A 23,374-nucleotide genomic window follows, 5' to 3' on the forward strand; every position below is an offset into this window, starting at 1 on the left:
AGGAGAGCCCCGGCACCTCGAGCGCCGGGGCTCTCCCCCTGTCCGCGGGCGGCCGACCGCGCCGGGCTCGCCGTGCCGTGCTCACCTCGCCGGACTCACAGCGAGCCGCCCACGCGCACCGGTGGAGCCGCTCACGCGTACCGGTAGATCCGGGACGCGTCCTCCAGCTGGTCCGGGGTCACGTCCCACGGGGGCAGCTTCTCGTGCCGCGCGACGACCCGGCGGTACTGACGGCTGGTCGGCCCCGGCGGTTCGGCGGGCAGGTACCGGTGGTCGCGGTGCCTGTTCTGCCAGCGGGTCCACAGCAGGTCGACGAAGGCGTGGTGCAGCCAGAAGACGGGGTCGTTGACCGAGGCGCCGCCGAGCATGACCCCGCCGACCCACCGGTGCACCCGGTTGTGGTTGCGCCAGGCGACGCTGCCCGAACCCCTGCCCCACCCCTCCAGCCTGTTGCGGAAGCCCCGGGTGACCGTCGAGTCCCAAGGCTCGGTGTCGTAGACGGGGTCCTGGAGCGCCGCCTCCACGTCGGTGCGGGTGGGCAGGCCGATCGGGTCGGCGGCCCGGCCGAGGTCCCGGGTGAGGAACTCCCCGTCGGTCACGTTCTCCTTGATGGTCCAGTCGCCGGTGGCGTAGGCGAACGGCCCGGTCGTCACCCGGCGGTCGGAGCGCCGTCCGTTGCCGCCGAGGAGGTCGGCGGTCCAGGGCGCGGCGGTCGTGGTGCGGTCGCGCGTCCAGTCCCAGTAGGGCACCGTCACCGAGGAGTCGACCCGGCGCAGTGCCTGTTCGAGGTCCAGCAGGAACCGGCGGTGCCAGGGCAGGAACGAGGGCGCCATGTGGGCCGTCCGCAGACCGCCGTCGCCGTCGGAGACGTAGTAGTCGATGTGCCTGCGGACGAACTCGTCGTACTCGCCCCTCCGTTTGATCTCTAGCAGCGCCTTCACGAAGCGCCGCCGTTCGGCACCGGTGAGTGTGCTGACGTCCTTACGGATGTAGGCCATGGTGTCCCCCCATGTGCGGGTGATGGTGTGCTGGATCCGCCGCGCGCAGCCGTTCCCCCGGGCCGAGTCCGTCGACGGCGGCACGGGCCGCCTCGAGCGGGGTCGCGTACGAGCTGTAGTGGTCGACCATGCTCAGCCAGGTGCCGTCGGCGCGGCGCATGAGGTGCAGGGGGCGGCCGTCGACCGTGATGTCCCAGCGGACGTCCGACGCGGCCGTGCGTCCCGTCGAGGCGAGGACGCCGTGCAGGCGCCGGCCCCGGTAGGTCTCGTCGAAGGAGTCCGCGAGGCCGCCGTCCGCCGGGCGCGAGGGCCGGGAGGCGGAGACGACCGGGACGGTCGCCAGGGCCGCGGCGGCGCCCAGCAGCCCGCGCAGCAGGTCCCGTCGTCGTGCGCCGTGCGCCGTGCCGGGTCTGCCCGTGCCCACCGGCACCGCGGTCACGGGTACTCCGTCGACGCTGACGACCATGATGTGCTCCTCGTCCGGTGCGCCGGCCCCGGCTCGCTGATCCGGTGCGGCTGTCCGTAGCGGGTTTCTGTGGCGGGTCGCCGCGGCGGGTCGGCCGGTCTCTGCGGCGGCCTTCCGTAGCGGTTCCCACGGGGGTAACCGACCGGCGGCCCTCCTGGTCACCGCCCGCCGCCCGAACGGTCCGCCGGAGCACCGGATCCGGACACGGTGACGGGCACGCCGACGGGCCCGGACGACGGTGTCCGGGCCCGTGGTGCGCGTGGGGTTCGCCCGTCGGAGGCTAGAGGCCCTCGCCGACGCCGAGGTCCGCGCCGGGCACCGCCTGGAGCACCGGGGTGAGCACTCCCGCCTGGGGCAGCTGCAGGTCCGGCAGGCCGAAGCGGTCGGGGTTGGGCGCGGTCAGCGGGGCGTCCAGGGCCAGGCCCGGGCTCAGCGTGCGCAGGTCGGAGGCGGGGGCGTCGAGGCCGAGGTGGTTGAAGTCCTTGCCCAGGACCTCCGGCAGGGGCGCGCGCAGCCCCACACCGGGCAGGCCCGCGGCGACGGGCAGCTGCGGAACGACCCGCTCCGGGATGAGCCGGCCCTCGACGAAACGCGGCCCCTCGGGGGCGCCCGGCGTCGGCAGGGGGATCTCGCCGCCGATCGTGGGCAGTTCCACGTTGAGGGACTTCTCGACGCCGTCGAGCGGTACGGGAACGGGCACCGTGCCGATCGCGGCGGCGGGGGTCACGGAGGCGGCGGCGCCGGCGGCGGCCGCCACGCACGTGATGACTGCGGCGAGGGTTCCTCGGGTGGTCGACTTCATCTGGGGTACGGGACCTTTCGGAGGAGTTCGGGGGCGTTGCGTCCGTACCGGGTAACGAGCCGGAAAACGGCATCAGTTCACAATTCCCCCGACTGCCGTAATAGTGCTAATGCCCGATGACCGGAGGAGCGCGTCGGCGCGGCGGACGGACGGTCAGCTCGTCCAGAAGTCCCACCACCGGGTCAGGATCAGCATGCCGATCACCCCGATGTGCAGCAGCGGCGGCACCCAGGCGAATTCGGCGAGGAAGTCCCGCACTCCGGCCGGAGCGGGCAGGAACGCGTGGCGTACGTCGAACGAGACGGCGTACCAGAACATGAGGATCGTGGCGACCCAGGCCAGACAGCACCACAGACAGAGCGCGTTGATCCGGTACAGGGACTCGAACTGCAGCCAGGACACGAACCCGACGCCGAAGAGACAGCCGCCGGTGAAGGTCAGCCAGTACCAGCGCGGGAAGACGGCACCGGCCAGCAGGCTGACTCCGACGCACACGACGATCCCGTAGGCGACCAGGCCCAGCATCGGGTTGGGGAATCCGAACGCCGAGGCCTGGTCGCTCGTCATGACGCTGCCGCAGGAGACGACCGGGTTCAGGCTGCAGCCGGGGGTGAAGCCGGGGTCCTCCAGCAGCTTGAACTTGTCGAGGGTGATGACCCAGGCGGCCAGCAGTCCGGCCGCACCCGTGAGGACGAGGAGCAGGGCGTACGCGCGGCCGCCGCCCGCGGGCGCCGGGTGCGGCCGTCGCATCAGCCGCGCAGCCGGCGAGCGGGCAGGACGATGTGCGCCGCGGCCGTCAGGGTCTCGGGGGCACCCGCGAAGGCGGCGAGTTCCTCGGGCGTGACGGCCCGGCCGGGGATGGCCTCGGGCCAGGCGCGGGTGGTGAGGACGAGGTACGCGTAGCCGCGCTGCTCGACGGCCGCGAGCCACTCCGGCGGCGGCAGGCACTGGGCGTTCAGGCTCGGCATGTTCAGGACGGCGGCACCGGACTCGACGAGCAGGGTGAACAGCAGGCTGGGCCGCTCGGTGCCGTCGACGACGTCCCCGCCGACCGGCATGCCGTTGTCGGTGAGCAGACGCGCGACGGCGGCGGCGGTCCCCTCGGGGCCCTCCTCGGTGTCACCGAGGGAGTAGGCCAGGAGGTAGGGCATGTCGCTGCCGTCGGGGGCCTCGCCGCTCCACGGCATCACGACGAGGGTGCCCAGGTCGGCCACGCGGAAGGGGCGGGTTGCGCTTGGGGTTGAGGTCACCGCGCGACCATATCGGCGGGTCGGGGACGGTCTGACGTGTTCTCACCCGACCGGATGACGCCGGTTCCCTGCTCCACACGAACGAGGGACGCGCCGCTCGACCCGGCTCGAACAGCGCCGAGGGCCGGTCCCGTCGGCGACGGCACCGGCCCTTTCGGCGACGGCCGCTCAGCCCTGGAGCGGCAGCCCGCCGAGGAGCGGGTTGTGGGTGTTGAGGGCAGCCGTCGCGCCCTTGACGGTGCTGAGCACGGAGTCCTTGTTCTCGGTGTCGAGCGCGTCCGACTGGTGCTGGACCGGCATCGCGTCCTCCAGGGTGATGGGCCCCCTGGTGAGGGTGTCCACGGCTCCGTTGAGGCTGGTGGGCGTGAGGTCGGCGGGGGTCGCGAACGCGGGCGCGGCGGCACCGGCGAGGACCAGGGATCCGGCAACGACAGCGGCAGCCTTCAGGGACTTCATCGGATTCCTTTCTTCGGCGACTCGACGACTCGGCGACTCGGCCCACGCGACGCATCGGCCGCGCGGCAAATCGGCGACCCGGGTCACCAGCGAAATTCTGACGTCGTGCCTAACGAGCCCCGTCGGGGGCGGAAACCCTGTGCGCAGAAATTTCCGCACCCCGGCGCAACGCCGGGGTGCGGAAACGGGAAGCGGCCGTCAGTCGGCGGGCTGGGCGGGCACCGCCGCCGCCGGCGCCTCGGCGGGCAGGGCGGGCAGGGTCAGACCGGCCCCGGCCAGCGTCGCGCTGAGCAGGTCGAGCAGGCCGGACACCACGCCGTTCACCGCCGGGACGACCTGGCTGACGTCGAGGGACGTCGCGGCCGCGAGCAGGGCGGCGACCGCCTTGTCCAGCGCGGCGACGGCGTCGGAGACCGGGTCGGCGGCGGCCTTGGCCTTGGCGTCGTCACCGCCCTTGCTGAGCACGGGCTTGGCCGGCAGCGCGGCGGCCGGGTCGGCGGGCTTCGCGGGCAGCACGACGGCCGGGTCGGCGGGCACGGCGGGCTTCGCCGGAACCTCGGCGGCCGGGTCGGCGGGAACCGCGGGCTTCGCCGGAACCTCGGCGGCCGGAGCGGCCGGCACGGCGGGCTTCGCCGGAACCTCGGCGGCCGGAGCGGCCGGCACGGCGGGCTTCGCCGGGACCTCGGCGGCCGGGTCGGCCGGCTTGGCCGGCGTCTCCGCCTCGGGGTCGGCCGGAGTGGCCGGAGTCGCCGGAGTGGCCGGGGCCGCCGGGGCCGCCGCCGTGATCTTGGCGACGGCGGCCTTGACCGCGTCACCGAGCGCGGTCGCCTGTTCAGCGGTGAGTTGACCGTTGTCGGCCTTGAGGACGGTGTTGAGCAGATTGGCTACCGGGGTGAGGACAGTGCCGAGCTCGCCGAGGCCCTGGGCCTGGACGAGCAGCGCGTCGGTGCCGGCGACGGGCGTCTTCGACGCCGCGACGTTGCGCTCACGGGCAGCGGCTCCGTCGGCCGCCATGGCGGCGGGGGCGGCGATGCCGAGGGCGAGGGAGGCGCACAGTGCGGTGGAAGCGATACGCCGTACGGGCAGACCACGCATGGGAATTCCTTTCGATTGCGTCGGGTCTCGTCCCCACCGTGCGAACGCCCGTCGCCCTCCGCAACCGATCGATCGCAGTGTGTGACGATCGTTCGCCCAGCTCATCCGCATCACCCCTGGTGAGAGGGCATGTCAAGCCTCACCGAGCGTGTCGGGGCGGCGTCCCCCCATTCGGGGCAAGCCCCCGCGAGGCCTGCGGCAACGCGAACGGCCGCCCTCCTGGCGGGAGGGCGGCCGTTCGGCGAATGACGCGTCGTGACCCCGGAAGGGAGAAGACGTCAGTCGTTGATGCAGGTGTTGCCGAACGCCGGGTTCAGCAGGCCGATCACGTTGATCGTGTTGCCGCAGACGTTGACCGGGATGTGCACGGGAACCTGCACGACGTTGCCCGACAGCACGCCCGGGGAGTGCTCGGCGACGCCGTTCGCGCCACTGTCGGCGGCGGCGATGCCGGAGGCGCCGGCGACGGCCGCGGCGGCAACGGAGGTCAGGACCAGGCCCTTCGCGATACGCGACATGGAGAGGTGCTCCTTGGGGTTTTGACACAAACACCCGGGCGGGGATGCCCGGCGCTGAAGTCAACGCGCGGGATCCGCCGGGGTTGTGCCGCCAAATGAGTGATGTCACCGGAGCTGGACTTCACCATTCCGACACACTTGTCCGGTTTCGACGGATTAATCCGTACAGCGGCTAGAGTTGCGCCCCATCCGACGCACGCCTATAGCAAGCAAATCGCACGAAAGGGCACCGCCGGTCATGCGCAATTCCCTGGGTCCGCTGCTACGCCGCGCGACAGTCGGCGTACTCGCCCTCACCGCCCTCTGGGCACCCGGCGCCGCCCGGGCGGCCGGCGCGCCGCCCGCCGCGGAGGCGGAGCGACTCGCCTTCGGGCAGCGCTACCACGCGACACAGCACGGCGGGTTCGTCCGCGCGGCCAACGCGGCCATCAGCTGCCGCACCACCACCACGCCCACCGGCAAGGCGGCGCCCGCCTGTCCCGCGGTGCGGCGGGGCGGGGCGGCCGTCAACAACGCCTTCGACATGTTCTACGTCGACGTGGACCGCGACCCGAACACCTACAACTCCTCCCGCGCCGAAGTCCGGCTCCCGCAGGGCGCACGGGTGTCCTACGCGCGGCTGTACTGGGGCGGCAACCTGCGCGTCGGCGAGCAGAAGCCGCCGAAGGACAACGGGCGGGTGCTGATCGCCGAGCCCGGCGGCGCGTACAAGGCGGTGCTCGCGGACACGGTCGTGGGCCACCGGGTGGCCCAGGGCGCCGACGCCTTCCAGGCCTCCGCGGACGTCACCGACTTGGTGCGCTCGAGCGGCCGGGGCCTGTACACGGTCGCCCAGATCAATGTGGCCATGGGCCGTTCGGCGGCCGGCGCGTGGGGCGGCTGGACGATGGTCGTGGCGTACGAGAACCCGAAGGAGCCGCTGCGCCACCTGTCCTTGTGGGACGGCTTCGACACCATGAACTCCCCCGCGGGCAAGGAGATCCGGCTGCGCGGGCTCGCCGTTCCGCGGGGCGCGGGCGGCCGGGCCGGACTCGTCGCGTACGACGGCGACCGCGGCCGAACGGGTGATTCGCTCATGTTCTCCACCGGTGGCCGGCCCGCCACCCCGCTCACGGACCCGGTCAACCCATCTGACGATGTGTTGAATTCCACGATCAGCGAGCCGGGGGAGGCTCCGGCGGCGCGTGTACCGGCGTACGTCAACACCCTCGGTTACGACTCCGACGTGTTCGATCTGAGCGGCGGTTTGCGGGACGGCGGTGACCAGCTGGCCGTCCGGCTCGTTTCCCACCGGGACGCGGCGTGGGCCGGGGCGCTCTTCGTCGCCGTCGACACACGGAAGAAGCAGTAGGCGCGTTCCCGCCCGTCCCGAGCGCCACCGTGAGCGAGGAAACCGCGCAATGCACCAGCCAGAACCCGACGCCAGACCGCGGGTCCTGCATCTCACCCAGCCCGTGGACGGCGGGGTCGCCCGGGTCGTGACGGATCTGACGCGGGCCCAGCTCGCGGACGGCCTCCACGTCACCGTGGCCTGCCCGGCCGGCCGGCTCGCCGGGGACCTGCGGTCCCTGGGTGCGGATGTGCGGCACTGGGCGGCCGGCCGGTCGCCGGGACCCTCGCTCCCCGGTGAGGTACGACGGCTCGTACGCCTGCTCGACGAGGTACGCCCCGATCTGGTGCACGCGCACAGCGCGAAGGCCGGGCTGGCCGGGCGGCTCGCGGTGCGCGGGCGGATCCCGACCGTGTTCCAGCCGCACGCCTGGTCCTTCGAGGCGGTCGGCGGCACCACCGCGGCGATGGCGCTCAAGTGGGAGCGGTTCGCCGCCCGTTGGGCGGACCGGCTGGTGTGCGTCAGCGAGGCGGAACGCGCCACCGGTCTGCGCGCCCGGATCGGCGGGCGGGTCAGCGTCATCCCCAACGGCATCGATCCCGAACGCTTCCACCCGGCCTCCGTCGACACCGTGCGGGCCTCACTCCTGCCCGGACTCGACCCGGCCGCCCCGCTGGTGGTGTGCGTGGGGCGGCTGTGCCGGCAGAAGGGGCAGGACGTCCTGCTGTCGGCGTGGCCGGACATCGCGCGCGCGGCGCCCGGCGCCCGGCTGGTCCTGGTCGGCGACGGCCCGGACGGGGAGCGGCTGCGGGCCCGGGCGCCGGAGTCGGTGCTGTTCGCCGGGGCCGTCACCGATGCCGCGCCCTGGTACCAGGCCGCCGACCTGGTCGTGCTGCCCTCGCGCTGGGAGGGCATGGCCCTGGCCCCGCTGGAGGCGCTGGCCTGCGGGCGGCCCGTGGTGGTGACCGACGTGGACGGCGCCCGGGAGAGCCTGCCGACCGCGCTCACGTCCCGCTGTCTGGTGCCCGCCGAGAACCCGGCGGCGCTGGCCGACGCCGTCGCCGGACTGCTGCTCGACCCGCTGCTGCGCGAGTCGCTCGGCCACCAGGGACGCCGACACGTCCTGACCACGCACGACGTGTGGCGCACGGCCGGGGCGGTCGCGGACGTGTACCGCGAACTGCTCACGACCACCCCACGGGCGCGCGTCGCGCCCACCGAGTGCAGGGAGTCCATCCACTCGTGACTGCGGAAAGCACCGTCCCCTCTCCCGGCGCGCAGCCCGGGTACTCGCCCGTCTCGGTCATTCCGCGACGGGAGAGCGGAGCGGGATTCCGGTTCCCCACCCGGCGGCCCCCCGCGCGCCCCGCGTCGCCGCTGCCGCTGCTGCTCACCGACGGCCTCGCCACACTCGTGGGCGCGCTGGCGCTGACCGGGGCGCAGCGACGCCCCCTGCTGTTCGCCCTGCTGGTGGCGGCGACCATAGTGCTGCGTCCGCAGCGGCCGCGCCCGGTGGTGGGGGTGCTGGACGAACTGCCCTCCGTCTGCGGCCGGATCGCGGTGGCCTGGCTGGCGCTCGGCACGCTCGTGGCGGCCTGGAACCCGGCCCACGCGCTGTCGGTCCGCACCCTGGTCCTCGGGTGCGCGGCGCAGGCCGCGGCCTGCTGCGCGGGCCGCGCCCTGGTGCATCTGCGGCACCGCCGGGCCCTGCTGCGCCACCCGCACGCCGCGCTCGTCATCGGCCCCGCCGCGACCGCGCAGCGGGTGGCCGCCGCCGTGCTGCGGCACCCCAGGTCCGGGGTGCAGCCGGTGGGCATCGTGGCGGAGCGGCCGGACGGCGCCGACGGGCTGCCGGTGCTGACCACGGGTCAGGAGGTGCAGCGGGCCCTCATCCAGAACGGCGTCCGGGACGTGCTGTGCGTCCACCCCGCCGTGCGTACCGTGCAGGGCCCGCTGCTGCGGGCGCTCGCCGAGTCGGGCTGCACGGTGTGGGAGGTCGACGCCGACACCCCGTCGTACGCGAGCCGCGAACAGCTCGCCGGGTTCTCCTGCCGGCGGCTCGACATGGCCGCCCGGCGCCGGGGCAGCCTCGGCAAGCGGCTGCTGGACATCGCGGTCTCCGGGGCCCTGCTCCTGCTGCTGAGCCCGTTGCTGCTGGTGTGCGCGGCGGTGCTGCGACTGACCGACGGGCCCGGCGTCGTGTTCCGGCAGGAGCGCATCGGCAAGGACGGCCGGCCCTTCACGCTGCTGAAGTTCCGCACCCACCGCCCGGTCGACGAGCACGAGGCCGCGACCCGGTGGAGCGTGGCGGGCGAGCGGGAGATGAGCCGCTTCTGCCGCTTCCTGCGCCAGACCTCGCTGGACGAGCTGCTCCAGCTGTGGAACGTCCTGTGCGGCGACATGAGCCTGGTCGGACCTCGCCCGGAACGCCCCTATTTCGTCGGTCAGTTCAGTCAGACCTATCCCGGCTACGCGGCCCGCCACCGGATGCAGACCGGCATCACCGGTCTCGCCCAGGTGCAGGGGCTGCGCGGCGACACCTCGATCGAGGACCGGGCCCGCTTCGACAACGCGTACATCGACAACTGGTCGCTGTGGCAGGACGTGTGCATCCTGCTGCGCACCGCGGCCGCCCTCGTGCGACCGACCGGGAGCTGAACCGCCGATGACCCTCGCCCTGCCCCTGCCCCGCGCCCGGACGCTGTCGCCGGTCCTGCCCGTGGTCGCCGTGGTCGCCCTGCTCGGCCTGCCGGTCGGCCCCGGCGGCGAGGGCGGCGCCGGACCGGCCGACGCGCTGTCCGCGCTGGTCGTGCTGTTCTGCGCGGTCAGGCTGCTGCGGCAGCGGCGGCGCCCGCTGTCGCGCACGGCCGCCCTGGTCCTCGGGCTGCCGGTGGTCGGGCTCTCGCTCGCCGCGATGGGCGCGTCGTCGCCGGGGGCGGGGCTGTCCGGTCTGGGCCGCTACCTCCAGATCTTCGTGCTCGTCCCGGCGGCCGTCGTCCTCCTCGTCCGCGACCGGGCCGACTTCCGGGTGCTGGCCTGGTCGTTCGTGGGGCTCGCGGGGTGGCAGGGGGCGGTCGGCGTCCACCAGTTCGTCACCGGGACCGGCGCCTCCTACCAGGGCGAGAACATCCGGGCGGTCGGCACCTTCGGGCCGCAGGACGTGATGGGCATGGCGACCGTCGTGGCGTTCGGTCTGATCTGCGCCGTCGGGCTGGCGCTGGGCCGGACGCCGGTACGGCAGCGGGTGATCGCCGCCTGCTCGGCGCTCGCGCTGCTGGTGCCGCTGGCGCTCTCCTTCAGCCGGGGCGCCTGGATCGCGACCGTGCTGACCTGCGCGGTCCAGCTGGCGCTCGCCGGGCCGCGGCGGGCGCTGAAGGTGGGCGCGGTGGCGGCCGCGGCCGGGGTGATCCTGGTGGGCGGCTTCGGATTCGGCTCGGCGATGCTCCAGGAGCGGGTCAACAGCATCACGCAGGTCAGGGACGCGCCCGACCAGTCGGTCACCGACCGGTACACGATGTGGGCGGCCGCCGTCGGCATGTGGCGCGACCAGCCGCTGACCGGTGTCGGGCTGAAAGGCTTCCCCGAGCACCGCGACGGCCACGCCTCGCTCGCGCTGTCCTCCGGCAGCGACACCGACGGCGCGGGCGGCGGATTCGTCAAGCAGCCGCTGCTCTCCCCGCACAACATGTACCTGCTGATCCTCAGCGAGCAGGGCCTGATCGGGCTGCTCGCCCTCGCGGGCGGCTGGCTGGCGATGCTGGCGTGCGGGCTGCGCGGCTGGTTCCGGGTCCGGTGCTCCGGACCCGGCCTCGACTGCGCGCTCGTCGCCTGCGGCCTGCTGATCTGGCAGCTGGTCGACTTCGCGTACGCCGACATCGGCGGTCCGTCGACCGTGCTGACCGCCGTCGTCTTCGGGGCCGTGGCCTGGTGGGCGCTGGTCGGCGCCGGTGGCCGCGAGGAGGCGCTCGCCCGATGACGGTCACCCCTCCCCGGACGCCGCGCACGGACGGCCCCGCTTCCGTGCCGCCGGCGCGGTCCGCCGCCCGGTCCGGGGAGACGGCCGACGAGGCCGCCGAGGCGACCGCCCCGGCGACCGCCGCCGGCGGGAGGGCGGACGGCGGCCGGGAGGGCGGCGAACTCCCCCCGGCCTCCGGTCGGTTCCTCGCCAGGGCGACGCTCGTCACCGCCGTCCTCTCCGTCGCCGGGGCTCTGCTCGGGCTGGTGCGGGACCAGGCGCTGGCCCGGCTGTTCGGCGCGGGCAGCGACACCGACGCCTTCCTGGTCGCGTGGACGGTGCCCGAGTTCGCGGCGACGCTCCTCATCGAGGACGGGCTCGCGTTCGCCCTGATCCCGGCGTTCAGCATGGCGCTGGCCCGCCGCTCCCAGGGCGCCCCCGGCGACCCCGTCCGCGCCCTGGTCGCCGGCACGCTGCCCCGTCTGTCGCTGGCCTTCGTCGCGGTCGGCGCGCTGTTTATCGGCCTGGCCCCGCAGCTGGTCGCGGTCCTCGCCCCGGGCCTGCCCGATCCCGCGCTCGCCGTCGACTGCACCCGGCTCACCGCCACCTGCGCGGTGAGCTTCGGGCTCGCCGGGTACTGCAGCGCCGCCCTGCGCGCGCACCGGCGGTACGCGGCGCCCGCGGCGATCTACGTGGCCTACAACGTCGGCATCATCACCGGGATGTTCGTGCTCGGGGGGCGCTGGGGGGTGCGCTCGGCGGCGGCCGGGGTCGCGGTCGGCGGGCTGCTGATGGTCCTCGTCCAGCTGCCGTCCCTGCTCGGACAGCTGCGGAAACGCGGGGCGGCCGAGGAGTCCGCCGCGCAGGAGGTGCCCCGGCCGCTCGACACCCTGCTCCTGACGACCGTGCTCCTGTTCGCGCTGTGCCGGCAGTCCCAGGTCCTCATCGAGCGCTTCCTCGCCTCGCAGCTGCCGGCCGGGGCGATCTCGCACCTGAACTACGCGCAGAAGGTCGCGCAGATGCCGATGATCCTGTCGGTGATGGTGTGCACGGTCACCTTCCCGGTGGTCGCGCGGGCGCTGGCCGAGGGCGACACCGAGCGGGCCCGCACCCGGGTGGAGCGGGATCTGGCGCTGGCCGCCTGCGTCGTGCTGCTGGGCACCGCCGCCGTGCTGGCCTGCGCGCCGCAGATCATCGAAGTCCTGTTCCAGCGGGGCGCGTTCACCGCTCAGGACACGGCGGCGACCGCGGGCGTGATGCGGGTGTACGCGCTCGGGCTGCTCGGCCAGACCCTGGTGGGCGTGCTGGTCCGCTCGTACTTCTCGGCCGGCCGCGGCTCCTGGTACCCGGTCGGCGCGATGGCCTCCGGGATCGTCGTGACCTCCTGGATCGGCGCGCTGAGCGTCGGTGCCTGGGGCGTGTACGGGATCGCCGCCGCCAACGCGATCGGCATCACCGTCACCGCCCTCGTCCTGCTGGCCGGGATGGGGCCGCGCAGTGTTCCGGTCGAGGTCCGGGGCGTGCTGCGCGAGCTGAGCCGGCCGGTGCGGGCGGCCCTCGTGGCCACCCTGGCGGGCTCCTTCGCCGCCGGCCGGTTCGCCGACCCCCTGTCCGGCCTGGCCGCCGGGGGGCTCACCGTGACCGTCGTCTTCCTGCTGCTCGGCCGTGCCCTGGGCTCCCGGGGCATCGCCTCAGCGCTCCGTTCCGTACGTTCCGCGACCCGAAGGTTCTCCCATGTCCGCTCCTGACCACAGCAGACGCACTCCCGTCCCGTGGGTGGCGATGTACCACTCCGTGGGGGACTGCTCCGAGGATCCGTACCGCATCACCGTCACCCCCGAGCGGCTGGAGAAGCAGCTGATGTGGCTGCGCCGGCAGGGGCTGCGCGGTGTCTCCATGGCGAAACTGCTCGCCGCCCGGGCCCGCGGCGAGGGCCGCAACCTGGTCGGTCTCACCTTCGACGACGGGTACGCCGACTTCCTCACCGAGGCGCTGCCCGTGCTGCGCCGCCACCGCTGCACGGCCACCCTGTTCGTGCTGCCCGGGCGGTTCGGCGGCGACAACGCCTGGGACCCGCTGGGCCCGCGCAAGCCGCTGCTGACCGCCGACGGCATCTGCCGGGCGGCCTACGAGGGCGTCGAGATCGGCTCGCACGGCCTCACCCACGTCGACCTGACCAAGGCCGACGACCTCACCCTCAAGACGGAGACCGCCGAGAGCCGCGCGGTCCTCAGCGCCTTGCTCGGCACCGAGGTCGAGGGCTTCTGCTACCCGTACGGGACGATCGACCGGCGGGCCATGGATGCCGTGCGCGAAGCCGGTTACTCCTACGCCTGCGCGATCGACCCCGGTCCGTTGAACGGACTGCACGCCCTGCCGCGCCTGCACATCGGGCAGGGCGACAACTTCGTCCGCATGCATCTGAAGTACCGGCTGCACCGGCTGCGCCGGCGACCCGTCGAGGGGCTGCGGTGAAAGCGCTGCACATCATCACGGGGCTCGGCGTCGGCGGCGCCGAGCAGCAGCTGCGGCTGCTGCTGCGGCACCTGCCGGTCGAGTGCGAGGTGGTGACGCTGACGAACCCGGGGACGGTGGCCGACGGACTGGTGAGCGACGGGGTCCGGGTCGTCCACCTCGGCATGGCCGGCAACCGTGACCTGGCGGCGCTGCCCCGCCTGGTCCGGATCATCCGCTCCGGCGGCTACGACCTCGTCCACACCCACCTCTACCGGGCCTGCGTCTACGGCCGGCCGGCCGCGCGGCTCGCCGGGGTCCGCGCGGTCGTCGCCACCGAACACTCCCTGGGCGACTCGCAGATGGAGGGGCGGAGACTGACCTCCGGGGTCCGCGCGCTCTACCTGGCCAGCGAGCGGCTGGGCCGCACGACGGTCGCCGTCTCCCCCGCGGTCGCCGAACGGCTGCGCGGCTGGGGGGTCCCCGCCCCCCGGATCGAGGTCGTCCCCAACGGCATCGACCTGGCCCGCTTCCGCTTCGACCCGGACGCCCGCCGGCACACCCGCCGCCGCCTCGGCCTGCCCGACCACGCCTATGTCCTCGGCGGCGTCGGGCGGCTCGCGGCGGGCAAACGCTTCGACGTCCTCCTCCACGCCCTCGCCCGGCTCCCCGCCGACCACTGGCTGCTGCTGGTGGGCGGCGGCCCCGAGGAGAACGTGCTGCGGCGCACGGCGCACGAGGCGGGGGTCGCCGACCGGGTCCTGTTCACCGGCGAACGCCCCTGTGTCCCCGACGGCACCCCCGGCCCCGACCTGCCGTCCCTCACCAGCGCCATGGACCTGTTCGTCTCCCCCTCCCCCGAGGAGACGTTCGGTCTGGCCGTGGTCGAGGCGCTGGCCTGCGGCCTGCCCGTGCTCTACGCCTCCTGCCCCGCGATCGAGCAGCTGCCCGCCGGGGCGGCGGGGGCCCGCAGGGTGAGCGGCGGCGCCGAGGCGTTCGTCCGCGCGGTGGCCGAGGCCCGCGCCCGGCCCCCCGGCCCGCGCACCGCCGCCGAGGCCGCCCTCCACTACGACATCACCCGCAGCGCCGCCCAGCTCATGGACGTGTACGCGGCCACCGTTTCCGGACCAGCCCTGCTCTCCCCCGCCACCCCGACACCCCAGGGAGTCAGTTCCCCATGACCGAGAACCCCCGCCGCCCCGCCGCCCTGCGCCGCGCCAAGGCGCTCCCGCCCTGGTCCCTGCTCGCGGTCGGCGCCGTCGCCGGCGGACTGCTCGGCGGCACGTACGGCGCCCTCAAGCCGCCCGCGTACACGGCCACCGCCTATGTCGTCGCCGTCCCCACCGAGAAGTCCGACCCGGCGTCCGCGCTCGGCTTCGCGCAGGCCTACGGCAGGGTCGCCACGCAGCTGGCGGTGCTCGGGGACGCCCAGGTGTGGGCCGGCGTGCCGGTGAGGACGCTCCAGCAGAGCGTGCAGACGGCGACCTCGCCGGACGCGCCGATGGTCTCGATCACCGCGACCTCCTCCCGGCCGGACCTGGCCGCCGACATGGCCAACGCGGTCTCCCGCTCGCTGACCCAGCACGCCAAGAGCTCCCGGGCGGCCACCAACGTCGAACTCCAGCAGTTCGCCCGCGCGGTCCGGCCGACCGGCCCCTCCTCGGTGTCCCCGGTGGTGACGGGCCTGGTGGGGGCGAGCGCGGGCGGTCTGCTCGGCGGTCTGCTGCTGCTGGTGCGGCCGAAGCGGGGCCGGGAGGACGAGGCCGCGCGCCCCGCCGCCGTCCCCGGCCCGGCCTTCGCCGCCGACGCCCACGGAGCGCTGTGAAACCGACGTTCACGACCGAACTCGTCACCGACGAGCAGGCCTTCGCCGCGCTCGCCCCGGCCTGGGGCCGGCTGTACCAGCGGTGCGCGAGCGCCACCCCGTTCCAGAGCCACGCCTGGCTCCACTCGTGGTGGCTCTCGTACGGCAGGCGCGGCCGGCTGCGTCTGCTGCTGGTCCGCGACGGCGCCGAACTCGTCGCCGCGGCACCGCTGATGGCCGTACGCCGACCGCTGCCGGCGCTCGTGCCGCTCGGTGGGGCGATCTCCGACTACGGGGACGTCCTCGTCGACGACGAACGCGGCGAAGACGCCGTCGCCGCGCTCACCGAGGGGCTCGCGGCGGCCGCCCGCACCGCGCTGATCGATTTCCGCGAGGTGCGTCCCGGCAGCGCCGTGGAGCAGGTCTACGAGCGCTGGCGCGGCCCCCGGCGGCGGGTGGGCGACTCGGTGTGCCTGGAGCTGCCGGCCGTTCCCATGGACGAGCTGGTGGCCCGGCTGCCGTCGGCGAAGGCCCAGCGGGTGCGCGCCAAGCTGCGCAAGCTGACCGCGCTGGGCGTCGAGCGTCAGGTCGTGTGCCCGGAGGAGGTCGACTCGGCGCTGCACCGGCTGCTGGAACTGCACCAGTTGCAGTGGCAGGGGCGGAAGGTGACGGGCGAGCACCTGCGGGAGCGGTTCTGCGAGCACCTGGTGCGGTCGGTCGGCCCGATGGTGCGCTCCGGGGACGCGGTGGTGACCGAGTTCCGGCTGGACGACGACGTGGTGGCCGTCGATCTGACCCTGCTGTCGCGGCGGCTGGCCGGTGGCTATCTCTACGGCGCCCATCCGCGGCTGCGCGAACGCAAGGCGGACGTGGCGGTGATGCTGCTCGACGCGTGCGCCGAGCACTCCCGCAACGGCGGCCGTGCCGCGCTCAGTCTGCTGCGCGGCAACGAGCCCTACAAGCACCACTGGCGGCCCGAACCCGTCGTCAACCAGCGGCTGCTGCTGGCCCGTCGGCGCACCGCGCCGCTGCTGTCGGCGGTCGTGTGCGACGTGGCCGCGCGACGGCGGGGCAAGGAGTTGCTGCTCCGGCTGGAGCAGCGGAGGGAGCGTGACGGTGGCGGCAGGTCCTGACGCGGGCCTGCCGCCACCGCACCGCGGATCAGTCGTCGTCCGACCACCAGTCCAGCCGGAAGCACAGCTTGCCGCCGATCCAGTACTCGACCCAGTCGCCCAGGTCCATCGGAGTGCAGTTCACCGTGGGTTCGGCGGGCGGCTCGGTGGTGGGATCCGTCGACGGTGCCGGCGACGACGGCTCCGCGGACGGTTCGACGGAGGGCGCCGGAGTCGTCGGGGCCGTGCTCGGCTCGTCGGTGCGGCCGGACAGCAACGAGCGGTAGACGGCGGACGACTGCGGGTTCTGCCCGCACTGCCAGACACCGTGCGGGCAGTAGTCGGTCACCGTGTTGTACAGCGGTTCGTGCTCGTCCATCCAGGCGAGCATGCGCCGCATGTATTCGGCGTTGTCACCGTTGCGGAAGAGTCCCCATTCGGGATAGGAAATGGGCTTGCCATGGCTTTTGGCGAAGTCCACGTGCGCCTGGAGCCCGTAGGGTTCTTTCACCTGCTCGTCGAAGGACAGGCCGGTCGGCTGATCGTAGGAGTCCATTCCGATGATGTCGACCGTGTCGTCCCCCGGATAGCACTCGGTCCACGGAACGGCGTCCTTGCCGCGGGTCGGCGTGAAGTCGAACCTGAATTCCTGGCCCGGCACCGAGCGCATGGTGGAGACGATCCTGTTCCAGTACTTCTTCCAGGCCTCCGGGTCCGGCCCGCACCGATGGGTGTACGTGATGCCGTTCATCTCCCAGCCGAGCACGATCACCGTGTCCGGCACCTTCAGCGCGACCAGCCGCTCGGCGAGAGCCCTGAAGTGGTGATCGAACTCCCCTGCCGCACCCTGCCGCAGCAGCCCGCGCACCTCCTCGTCGGACACCCCCTCCTCGTTGCGTTCCATCATGGGCACGTTGAGGACGAGCATGCGGTCGTCCTTCTCCAGCCTCCAGTCCGCCCACACGTCGAGGAAGCCGGGCGGGCCCTCGATGTTCTGCCACCGGTCGCCCGGCAGGTAGGTGTGGCCCACGCGCAGCTCCGCGCCCCCCAGCCACTCGCTGAGCTCGGCGATCCGGGCCACTCCCCGGGCGCCGTAGTCGAGGTAGGCGCCGAAGGCGGGCGTGCTCTTCACGGGCGGGGCGGACGGGGTGGCGGTCTCCGACGGGATCACCTGCGGCACGGCGGGCACCGGGACCCCCGGGGTCGCCGGCGCCGCCGGTGTCGCGCTCGGGGCGGGGACGGCCGGGTCGGGCTCGGCGGGTGCGGGAAGGGTCGCCGCGGCCGTCGGGACGGTGGGGGTGGGAGCGGGAGGATCGGCTACCCGCACCACCCCCGCACCCGCGGCGAATCCAGGTCCGGACGCCAGGGCGGCCGACGCCGCGACCGCCGCCGCGACGACGGCAAGCCGCCGGGACCGCGCACGCCGCTGCTGTGGGGCCATGCCTGCTCCTTTCTCCACTCTCACGTAACGCGCACGGACCGCGTGTTACTGACACTCAGTCATATGAAAGTCACACGAAAAGGAATGACGCCACCGCCGTTACGGCTTTCGAGTGTCTCGATCGCCCATACCGGTGAACTGAACGGAAGGACCCGGAAAAAATGCCCGAGTCGCTGCTCGACACCCGCGTCCCCGCCGTCCTTCTGCGGATCGACCGGAATCCCTTTCATCACGGAACGCTGGGAGCCGTGCGCTCGCTCGGCAGAGCCGGAATCGACGTGCACGTGGTCGCCGACTCCGCGGGAAGTCCCGTACGCAAGTCCCGTTTCGTACGCCAGTTGCATCCGCCGCCGCCGCCCGGCGCGACCCACGCCGACATCGCCGCCACCCTGCTGAGAGTGGCGGCCCGGGTCGAACGGCCCGCCGTGCTCATCCCGATGGACGACGCGGGCGCGGTCGCGGTGAGCCGCCTGCGCGAGGAACTGGCGCCCGCCTACCTGCTCCCGCAACAGCCCGGCCCGGTGCCCGAACAGGTCGCCGACAAGGCGGAACTGACCAGGCTGTGCGCGGCGGCGGACGTGCCGCACCCGCTCACCGTGATCCCGGACAGCGCGGCGCAGGCCGCCTCCGCCGCCTGGCGGCTCGGCCTGCCGGTCGTGGCCAAGTGGAGCCGCCCCTGGCTGCTGCCCGCCGACTCGGGACTGCGCAGCACGGTCGTGGTGCGCTCCACCCAGGAGGCGCGCGACCTGTACCTGCGCACCCCCGAGGCCGGCAGCCAACTCCTGCTCCAGGCCTTCCTGCCGGCGGGCCCGGACCGCGACTGGTTCTTCCACGGGTACGCCGACCGCTCCGGCGCGGTCGGCGGCGGCGGCCCGGGCCGCAAGCTGTGCGCCTGGCCACGCGGCGCGGGGCTCACTGCGGTGGGCGAGTGGACCGAGAACCCGCAGGTGCGGACGCTGGCCCAGCGGCTCACCGACGAACTCGGCTACCGGGGCATCTTCGACCTCGACTTCCGCCGCTGCGGCACGACCGGCGACTACCACCTGCTCGACTTCAACCCGCGCCCCGGCGCCCAGTTCCGGCTCTTCGCCGACGGCGCCGGACTCGACGTCGTCCGCGCCCAGCACCTCGATCTGACCCACCGCCCGCTGCCGGCCGGCGTGCCGCTGCCGGGCCGGGCGTTCGTCGTGGAGAACTACGCGCCGCTGGCCGCGCTGCGACCGGCCCGCCGCGGCCGCGAGCTGGCCTGGCACGCGGGCGACGACACCGCTCCCGGCCGGGCCATGTGGGGCTTGTGGGGCACCCATGTCGCCCGTCGGCTGCTCGGCCGGCTGCGCCGGGCCGGCGCCTCGGGCGCGGCCGGGGTCCGGCCCCGCGTGGTCCGCCAGGCGACACCGCCGACGCCGTCCCGGACGGACCTGACCGAGCCGCCGCCGGGTGCGTCCGCCCCCGCCGCACCGATCGACGACGAGAAAGCGAGCAGCTGCTGATGGACGACCTGCTGGTGGTGGGGGCGGGCCCGTACGGCCTGTCCATCGCGGCGCACGCCGCGGCCGCCGGGCTGAAGCTGCGCGTCTTCGGCCGGCCGATGGCCTCCTGGCGCGACAACATGCCGGGCGGGATGTTCCTGAAATCCGAGCCGTGGGCCTCCAACCTCTCCGACCCGGCGGGCCGCTGGCGGCTCGACGCGTACTGCGCGACCGAGGGCGTCACGGCCCGGCACGGGGAGCCGATCCCGGTCGAGATGTTCGCGCGGTACGGGCTGTGGTTCGCGCACAACGCCGTCCCCGAGGTCGACGAGCGCACGGTGACCCGGATCATGTCCCGGCCGGGCGGCTTCGAGGCGGTCACCGCGGACGGCGAGACCGTGCGGGCCCGGACGGTCGCCCTCGCCGTGGGCGTCATGCCGTTCGTCGAGATCCCGGCCGCCCTGCGCGGGCTCTCCCCCGACCTGGTCTCGCACAGCAGCCACCACGGTGACCTGGACCGCTTCCGCGGCCGGGACGTCACGGTGATCGGCGGCGGCCAGGCGGCCCTGGAGACGGCCGCCCTGCTCGCCGAACAGGGTTCCCGGGTAAGGGTGTTGGCCCGCGCCGAACGGCTGCGCTGGAACGATGTGCCGCCGCCCTGGGAGCGCCCGTGGTGGCAGTCGCTGCGCTCCCCGCAGAGCGGGCTCGGCTGCGGCTGGCGCAACTGGTTCTACGCCGAACGCCCCGGCCTCTACCGACGGCTCCCGGAACCGACCAGGGCGCGCATCGCGGCGACGGCGCTCGGGCCGGCCGGCGCGTGGTGGGTGCGCGACCGGGTGGAGGGTTCCGTGCGGGTGCGCCTCGACCACGAGGTGACCGCGGCACGAGCGGTGCCGGGCGGGGTGCGGCTGGAGGTGGCCGGAGCGGAGCCCTTCGAGACCGAGCACGTGATCGCGGCCACCGGCTTCAAGGCGACCCGTGACCGGCTCGGGCTGCTCTCCGGCGAACTGCGCGGGGCGCTGGCCACCGTGCCCGGCGGCTCCCCCGGGGTGGGCCGGGACTTCGAGTCGTCCCACCCCGGCCTGTTCCTGGCCGGTCTGGTGACGGCGGCCGGCTTCGGCCCGGCCATGCGCTTCGTGTACGGCGCGACCTTCACGGCGGGGACCCTCGTACGAGGTGTACGGCGGCGGCTGCACCTGGGCGGGCCGAGCGGGTCGATCCCGGCGCCGGACCGGTACGGAGCGCCGGAGACCGTGGGGCGCTGAGCCGGACGGGCCCGGGCAGACGGGGCCGGGACAGCCAGGCCGGGACAGGCAGGGCGCGGGTGCCGGACGCGAGGACGTCCGGCACCCGGTGCGTCACCTGCGGGACGCGGTCCGGCCTCGCCGGTACAGGACGGCGCCGCCCGCGATGAGCGCCGCGCTGACGCCGGAGGCGGCCAGCAGGGCTGCGTGGTCGCTGCCGGTGTGCGACAGCTCCGGGGGCGAGCTGTGCTCACCGCCGCCCTCCGGAGGCGTGGTGTGCCCGCCGTGCGGAGGCTGACCACCGCCACCGCCACCGCCGCCCTGCGGAGGCGGGGTGGAGTGACCCCCGTGCGGAGGCGGAGAGGTGTGACCCCCACCGGGCGGAGTGCTCCCACCCCCGTGCGGAGGCGGAGAGGTGTGACCACCGCCAGGCGGGGTGCTCCCACCCCCGTGCGGAGGCGGAGAGGTGTGACCCCCACCGGGCGGAGTGCTCCCACCCCCGTGCGGAGGCGGAGTCGTGTGACCCCCGCCAGGCGGAGTGCTCCCACCCCCGTGCGGAGGCGGAGAGGTGTGACCCCCGCCAGGCGGAGTACTTCCACCCCCGTGCGGAGGCGGAGAGGTGTGACCCCCGCCAGGCGGGGTGCTCCCACCCCCGTGCGGAGGCGGAGAGGTGTGACCACCGCCCGGTGGAGTGGTGTGACCCCCTCCGGGGGGCGGGGTCGTGTGACCGCCTCCGCCGCAGGTGTCGCCGTAGCCCCCGCAGTCGTCCCCGGGGCCGTGGTCCTCGTGGCCGGAGCCTCCGTAGCCGGAATCGCCGTAACCGGAGTCCCCGTAGCCCGAGTCCCCGTAGCCGGAAACACCGTGACCGGCGGAGTCTCCGTAACCGGAGTCCCCGTAACCGGAGTCTTCATGGCCGGAATCGCCGTGACCGGCGTCCCCGTAGCCCGAGTCCCCGTGACCGGAATCGGTGTCGCGGGTGTCGGCGGCATCGCGCGGTGCGGCGTGGGAGCGGTCCCCGTGCGTGTCCGAGAGGCCGGCACAGGCGTTGCCGAACGCCGGGTCGAGCGCGGCGACGACGTCGATCGAGTTGCCGCAGGCGTTCACCGGTACGTGCAACGGGGCCTGGACGGCGTTGCCCGACAGGACCCCGGGCGAACCCTTGGCCGCTCCTTGGGCTGTCGAGTCGGCGAAGGCGGTGGCGCCCGCGCACAGGGACAGAAGGCCCGTCGCGGCGGCGGCCGCGACCATTCCCCTGCTCAGGGTCTGTCGCAATCTCGTGGTCTTCCTGCTGGTAGAAGTGGGAAAAGCCGGCCCTGGACCACAGGAGTGCGTCCAAAGCCGGCCTCGATCCAGCGGTACGGCTGGGGTCGCGTCAGTCGTTGACGCAGACGTTGCCGCCGGTCGGGTTCAGCGCGGCGATGACGTTGACCGAGTTGCCGCACAGGTTGATCGGGATGTGGATCGGGACCTGGACGACGTTGCCCGACAGGACGCCCGGCGAGCCGATGGCCGCACCGTTGGCACCGGCGTCGGCGAACGCGGGGGCGGCCCCGCCGAGGGCCAGGATCAGACCCGCGACAACAGCAGCGCTCTTCTTCATGACTTTCCCTTCTCTGCGGTCATGCCCAGATGACGGTCGAAACCGAGCGAGCGCAACTGGAACGGCTCGCACCATGACCCGCAAGCTGCAAACGAGAGATAGACGGTCGAGGAAACCAAGAAACGCGCGTCGCACAGGAATTCACTCGAACACCCTCGGGTAATTAGCACGAACGGCCCACCGGAGAGGAAACGATTCACCAAAGACGCGAAAGGAATGACGGGCAATCAGCCGGAAAAAAATGCCGGAGCCGGGCGGCCCGCCGCGAACGGAACGGGCCGCCCGGCGGGCGGTGCCGGGGACGTCAGTGGTTGGCCGCGCCGTTGCCCGAGAGGGCCGAGATGTCGTCCAGGATGTGCGACAGCGGCTCGTCGCCCTTCGCCTGGGTGGAGTTCTCGGCGCACTGCTGGTTCTGCGGGGCCGACAGGACGGGGATGTCCTGGACGCCGACGTTGGCGATGACGGCGAGGACGGACTGCACGTCGGCCTTGACCGGCAGGCCCACGCAGAGCTTGTTGGCGGTGCCCTGGACCAGGCTGGCCTGGGGGCTCATGTCGCCCTTGGTCACCGAGTTGCCGAACGCCTCGTGCGCGCCGTTGCCGCTGGCGGAGGTGGTGCCGGCGTCGTCCCCGATGGCAAGCGCCTGAGGGGCGACCGCCGCGGACATACCGACGACGGAAGCGGCGACCGCCGCCGCGGCCATTGCCTTCTTGAGCATTTCGCGATTCCTTTCCGTGCCCTGACTCGTGGTCAGGACCATGTGCCTGCCACCGATCCAACAGGAAGCGCCGGATTTGGTTGCGGTCAGTCACCCGATCGGTTTTTCACGTCCCGGCGTCCGGAGTTCGGCCCGATAGGCCATCGGAGTGAATCCGAGCAACCAAACAGGTCAGGTGAAGTTAATCCGAACGCTCCGGTGGACGGGGCTTCTCACCGAAGGGACTCACAAGTGATCAAGAAGGTACTCGCCACCGCCGCGGTCGCCGCTTCCGTGGTCGGCGTCTCCGCCGCCGCGGCTGCCCCGGCTCTCGCCATCGGCAACGACAGCGGCACCACCTCCGCCAGCGGCAACGGCGCCAGCCAGTCGTTCGGCAACTCGGCCACGTTCGGCAACATGAGCCCCCAGATGGCGCTCATCCAGGGCTCCTTCAACAAGCCCTGCATCGGCCTGCCGGCGAAGCTCAACGCCCAGTCGATCCTCGCCCTGGTGAACGTCGGCGTCCAGGACATCCCGATCCTGTCCGCCCCGCAGAACCAGCAGTGCGTCGAGAACTCCACCCAGGCGAAGGGCGACGAGCCGCTGTCGCACATCCTGGACGACATCTCGGCCCTCTCGGGCAACGGCGCGGCCAACCACTGAGCCCACGCTGAACGGGTTCT

At 73.6% G+C, this 23,374-nt stretch carries 24 protein-coding genes; 12 read left to right on the forward strand and 12 right to left on the reverse strand.

Annotation, left to right across the window (positions count from 1 at the left end):
• Positions 1–131 precede the first annotated feature (131 nt).
• The 8 genes from J2X68_RS03180 to chpG form a co-directional block, all read right to left on the reverse strand.
• Entirely contained in the window at positions 132–998 is an 867-nt protein-coding gene (locus J2X68_RS03180) for a tyrosinase family protein (RefSeq protein WP_310430839.1), read from the reverse strand.
• On the reverse strand, positions 982–1,464 hold the full coding sequence (locus tag J2X68_RS03185; RefSeq protein WP_310430840.1) for a tyrosinase family oxidase copper chaperone: 483 nt from the start codon (positions 1,462–1,464) through the stop codon (positions 982–984). The genes J2X68_RS03180 and J2X68_RS03185 overlap by 17 nt, the downstream gene beginning before the upstream one ends.
• A 280-nt stretch (positions 1,465–1,744) precedes the next feature.
• Positions 1,745–2,266, reverse strand: coding sequence for a hypothetical protein (locus tag J2X68_RS03190; RefSeq protein WP_310430841.1), 522 nt, complete (start codon positions 2,264–2,266; stop codon positions 1,745–1,747).
• Between the two features lie 153 nt (positions 2,267–2,419).
• A complete protein-coding gene (locus J2X68_RS03195) occupies positions 2,420–3,016 on the reverse strand; it encodes a vitamin K epoxide reductase family protein (protein ID WP_310430842.1) in 597 nt (198 codons plus the stop codon).
• On the reverse strand, positions 3,016–3,516 hold the full coding sequence (locus J2X68_RS03200; protein WP_310430843.1) for a DUF5949 family protein: 501 nt from the start codon (positions 3,514–3,516) through the stop codon (positions 3,016–3,018). The genes J2X68_RS03195 and J2X68_RS03200 overlap by 1 nt, the downstream gene beginning before the upstream one ends.
• 168 nt (positions 3,517–3,684) lie before the next feature.
• The gene (locus J2X68_RS03205) at positions 3,685–3,972 is read right to left on the reverse strand and encodes a hypothetical protein (RefSeq protein ID WP_310430844.1); all 288 of its coding nucleotides are present in this window, start codon (positions 3,970–3,972) and stop codon (positions 3,685–3,687) included.
• Between the two features lie 198 nt (positions 3,973–4,170).
• The gene (locus tag J2X68_RS03210; protein ID WP_310430845.1) at positions 4,171–5,067 is read right to left on the reverse strand and encodes a hypothetical protein; all 897 of its coding nucleotides are present in this window, start codon (positions 5,065–5,067) and stop codon (positions 4,171–4,173) included.
• Positions 5,068–5,345: 278 nt separating this feature from the next.
• Positions 5,346–5,585 carry a chaplin ChpG gene (chpG, locus tag J2X68_RS03215; RefSeq protein WP_020132935.1) on the reverse strand — a complete coding sequence of 80 codons (240 nt, stop codon included), beginning with the start codon at positions 5,583–5,585 and terminating at the stop codon, positions 5,346–5,348.
• Between the two features lie 238 nt (positions 5,586–5,823).
• Between chpG and J2X68_RS03220 the strand changes: the two genes are divergently transcribed.
• Genes J2X68_RS03220 through J2X68_RS03260 form a run of 9 tightly spaced genes read left to right on the forward strand, consistent with a single transcriptional unit; the run spans position 5,824 to position 16,261 of the window.
• Complete coding sequence (locus J2X68_RS03220; protein WP_310430846.1) at positions 5,824–6,936, forward strand: DUF3344 domain-containing protein; 1,113 nt, start codon at positions 5,824–5,826, stop codon at positions 6,934–6,936.
• 49 nt (positions 6,937–6,985) lie between these two features.
• On the forward strand, positions 6,986–8,161 hold the full coding sequence (locus tag J2X68_RS03225; RefSeq protein ID WP_310430847.1) for a glycosyltransferase: 1,176 nt from the start codon (positions 6,986–6,988) through the stop codon (positions 8,159–8,161).
• Positions 8,158–9,573, forward strand: coding sequence for an exopolysaccharide biosynthesis polyprenyl glycosylphosphotransferase (locus tag J2X68_RS03230; protein WP_310430848.1), 1,416 nt, complete (start codon positions 8,158–8,160; stop codon positions 9,571–9,573). Before J2X68_RS03225 ends, J2X68_RS03230 begins: the two co-directional genes overlap by 4 nt.
• A gap of 7 nt (positions 9,574–9,580) precedes the next feature.
• Positions 9,581–10,891, forward strand: coding sequence for an O-antigen ligase family protein (locus J2X68_RS03235; RefSeq protein WP_310430849.1), 1,311 nt, complete (start codon positions 9,581–9,583; stop codon positions 10,889–10,891).
• Positions 10,888–12,618 (forward strand): lipid II flippase MurJ, encoded by a 1,731-nt coding sequence (murJ, locus tag J2X68_RS03240; RefSeq protein ID WP_310430850.1) that lies wholly within the window; start codon positions 10,888–10,890, stop codon positions 12,616–12,618. The genes J2X68_RS03235 and murJ overlap by 4 nt, the downstream gene beginning before the upstream one ends.
• Positions 12,605–13,345 (forward strand): polysaccharide deacetylase family protein, encoded by a 741-nt coding sequence (locus J2X68_RS03245; protein WP_310430851.1) that lies wholly within the window; start codon positions 12,605–12,607, stop codon positions 13,343–13,345. The genes murJ and J2X68_RS03245 overlap by 14 nt, the downstream gene beginning before the upstream one ends.
• Positions 13,342–14,505, forward strand: a complete 1,164-nt coding sequence (locus J2X68_RS03250) for a glycosyltransferase (RefSeq protein WP_310430852.1) — start codon at positions 13,342–13,344, stop codon at positions 14,503–14,505. The genes J2X68_RS03245 and J2X68_RS03250 overlap by 4 nt, the downstream gene beginning before the upstream one ends.
• Complete coding sequence (locus J2X68_RS03255) at positions 14,502–15,149, forward strand: lipopolysaccharide biosynthesis protein (protein ID WP_310430853.1); 648 nt, start codon at positions 14,502–14,504, stop codon at positions 15,147–15,149. Before J2X68_RS03250 ends, J2X68_RS03255 begins: the two co-directional genes overlap by 4 nt.
• Positions 15,146–16,261, forward strand: a complete 1,116-nt coding sequence (locus tag J2X68_RS03260) for a GNAT family N-acetyltransferase (RefSeq protein WP_310430854.1) — start codon at positions 15,146–15,148, stop codon at positions 16,259–16,261. Before J2X68_RS03255 ends, J2X68_RS03260 begins: the two co-directional genes overlap by 4 nt.
• 28 nt (positions 16,262–16,289) lie before the next feature.
• Here J2X68_RS03260 and J2X68_RS03265 read toward each other — a convergent pair whose 3' ends face one another.
• Complete coding sequence (locus J2X68_RS03265) at positions 16,290–17,681, reverse strand: glycosyl hydrolase (RefSeq protein ID WP_310430855.1); 1,392 nt, start codon at positions 17,679–17,681, stop codon at positions 16,290–16,292.
• 161 nt (positions 17,682–17,842) lie between these two features.
• On the opposite strand from J2X68_RS03265, the gene J2X68_RS03270 reads away from it, so the two are divergent.
• Positions 17,843–19,171 (forward strand): ATP-grasp domain-containing protein, encoded by a 1,329-nt coding sequence (locus J2X68_RS03270; RefSeq protein WP_310430856.1) that lies wholly within the window; start codon positions 17,843–17,845, stop codon positions 19,169–19,171.
• Positions 19,171–20,415 carry an NAD(P)-binding domain-containing protein gene (locus J2X68_RS03275; RefSeq protein ID WP_310430857.1) on the forward strand — a complete coding sequence of 415 codons (1,245 nt, stop codon included), beginning with the start codon at positions 19,171–19,173 and terminating at the stop codon, positions 20,413–20,415. The genes J2X68_RS03270 and J2X68_RS03275 overlap by 1 nt, the downstream gene beginning before the upstream one ends.
• A gap of 93 nt (positions 20,416–20,508) precedes the next feature.
• Here the strand turns inward: J2X68_RS03275 and J2X68_RS03280 are convergent, their stop codons facing one another.
• From J2X68_RS03280 to J2X68_RS03290, 3 genes are all read right to left on the reverse strand, one after another.
• Positions 20,509–21,642, reverse strand: a complete 1,134-nt coding sequence (locus tag J2X68_RS03280) for a chaplin (protein ID WP_310430911.1) — start codon at positions 21,640–21,642, stop codon at positions 20,509–20,511.
• Between the two features lie 124 nt (positions 21,643–21,766).
• Positions 21,767–21,994 carry a chaplin gene (locus tag J2X68_RS03285; RefSeq protein WP_310430858.1) on the reverse strand — a complete coding sequence of 76 codons (228 nt, stop codon included), beginning with the start codon at positions 21,992–21,994 and terminating at the stop codon, positions 21,767–21,769.
• 304 nt (positions 21,995–22,298) lie between these two features.
• Positions 22,299–22,712: a rodlin gene (locus tag J2X68_RS03290; RefSeq protein WP_310430859.1), complete on the reverse strand. Its 414-nt coding sequence runs from the start codon at positions 22,710–22,712 to the stop codon at positions 22,299–22,301.
• 231 nt (positions 22,713–22,943) lie between these two features.
• Here J2X68_RS03290 and J2X68_RS03295 point away from each other — a divergent pair, with 231 nt between their 5' ends.
• Positions 22,944–23,354: a rodlin gene (locus J2X68_RS03295; protein ID WP_093778734.1), complete on the forward strand. Its 411-nt coding sequence runs from the start codon at positions 22,944–22,946 to the stop codon at positions 23,352–23,354.
• The last annotated feature ends 20 nt before the right edge of the window (positions 23,355–23,374 follow it).

This window comes from Streptomyces sp. 3330 (assembly GCF_031456635.1).
Lineage (GTDB): Bacteria > Actinomycetota > Actinomycetes > Streptomycetales > Streptomycetaceae > Streptomyces.

Excerpts from the sequence above, each read along its gene's own strand:
- J2X68_RS03180 (WP_310430839.1), bottom strand. The coding sequence starts at position 998 with ATGGCCTACATCCGTAAGGACGTCAGCACACTCACCGGTGCCGAACGG.
- J2X68_RS03185 (WP_310430840.1), bottom strand. The coding sequence starts at position 1,464 with ATGGTCGTCAGCGTCGACGGAGTACCCGTGACCGCGGTGCCGGTGGGC.
- J2X68_RS03190 (WP_310430841.1), bottom strand. The coding sequence starts at position 2,266 with ATGAAGTCGACCACCCGAGGAACCCTCGCCGCAGTCATCACGTGCGTG.
- J2X68_RS03195 (WP_310430842.1), bottom strand. The coding sequence starts at position 3,016 with ATGCGACGGCCGCACCCGGCGCCCGCGGGCGGCGGCCGCGCGTACGCC.
- J2X68_RS03205 (WP_310430844.1), bottom strand. The coding sequence starts at position 3,972 with ATGAAGTCCCTGAAGGCTGCCGCTGTCGTTGCCGGATCCCTGGTCCTC.
- J2X68_RS03210 (WP_310430845.1), bottom strand. The coding sequence starts at position 5,067 with ATGCGTGGTCTGCCCGTACGGCGTATCGCTTCCACCGCACTGTGCGCC.
- chpG (WP_020132935.1), bottom strand. The coding sequence starts at position 5,585 with ATGTCGCGTATCGCGAAGGGCCTGGTCCTGACCTCCGTTGCCGCCGCG.
- J2X68_RS03220 (WP_310430846.1), top strand. The coding sequence starts at position 5,824 with ATGCGCAATTCCCTGGGTCCGCTGCTACGCCGCGCGACAGTCGGCGTA.
- J2X68_RS03225 (WP_310430847.1), top strand. The coding sequence starts at position 6,986 with ATGCACCAGCCAGAACCCGACGCCAGACCGCGGGTCCTGCATCTCACC.
- J2X68_RS03235 (WP_310430849.1), top strand. The coding sequence starts at position 9,581 with ATGACCCTCGCCCTGCCCCTGCCCCGCGCCCGGACGCTGTCGCCGGTC.
- murJ (WP_310430850.1), top strand. The coding sequence starts at position 10,888 with ATGACGGTCACCCCTCCCCGGACGCCGCGCACGGACGGCCCCGCTTCC.
- J2X68_RS03245 (WP_310430851.1), top strand. The coding sequence starts at position 12,605 with ATGTCCGCTCCTGACCACAGCAGACGCACTCCCGTCCCGTGGGTGGCG.
- J2X68_RS03255 (WP_310430853.1), top strand. The coding sequence starts at position 14,502 with ATGACCGAGAACCCCCGCCGCCCCGCCGCCCTGCGCCGCGCCAAGGCG.
- J2X68_RS03265 (WP_310430855.1), bottom strand. The coding sequence starts at position 17,681 with ATGGCCCCACAGCAGCGGCGTGCGCGGTCCCGGCGGCTTGCCGTCGTC.
- J2X68_RS03270 (WP_310430856.1), top strand. The coding sequence starts at position 17,843 with ATGCCCGAGTCGCTGCTCGACACCCGCGTCCCCGCCGTCCTTCTGCGG.
- J2X68_RS03275 (WP_310430857.1), top strand. The coding sequence starts at position 19,171 with ATGGACGACCTGCTGGTGGTGGGGGCGGGCCCGTACGGCCTGTCCATC.
- J2X68_RS03280 (WP_310430911.1), bottom strand. The coding sequence starts at position 21,642 with ATGGTCGCGGCCGCCGCCGCGACGGGCCTTCTGTCCCTGTGCGCGGGC.
- J2X68_RS03285 (WP_310430858.1), bottom strand. The coding sequence starts at position 21,994 with ATGAAGAAGAGCGCTGCTGTTGTCGCGGGTCTGATCCTGGCCCTCGGC.
- J2X68_RS03290 (WP_310430859.1), bottom strand. The coding sequence starts at position 22,712 with ATGCTCAAGAAGGCAATGGCCGCGGCGGCGGTCGCCGCTTCCGTCGTC.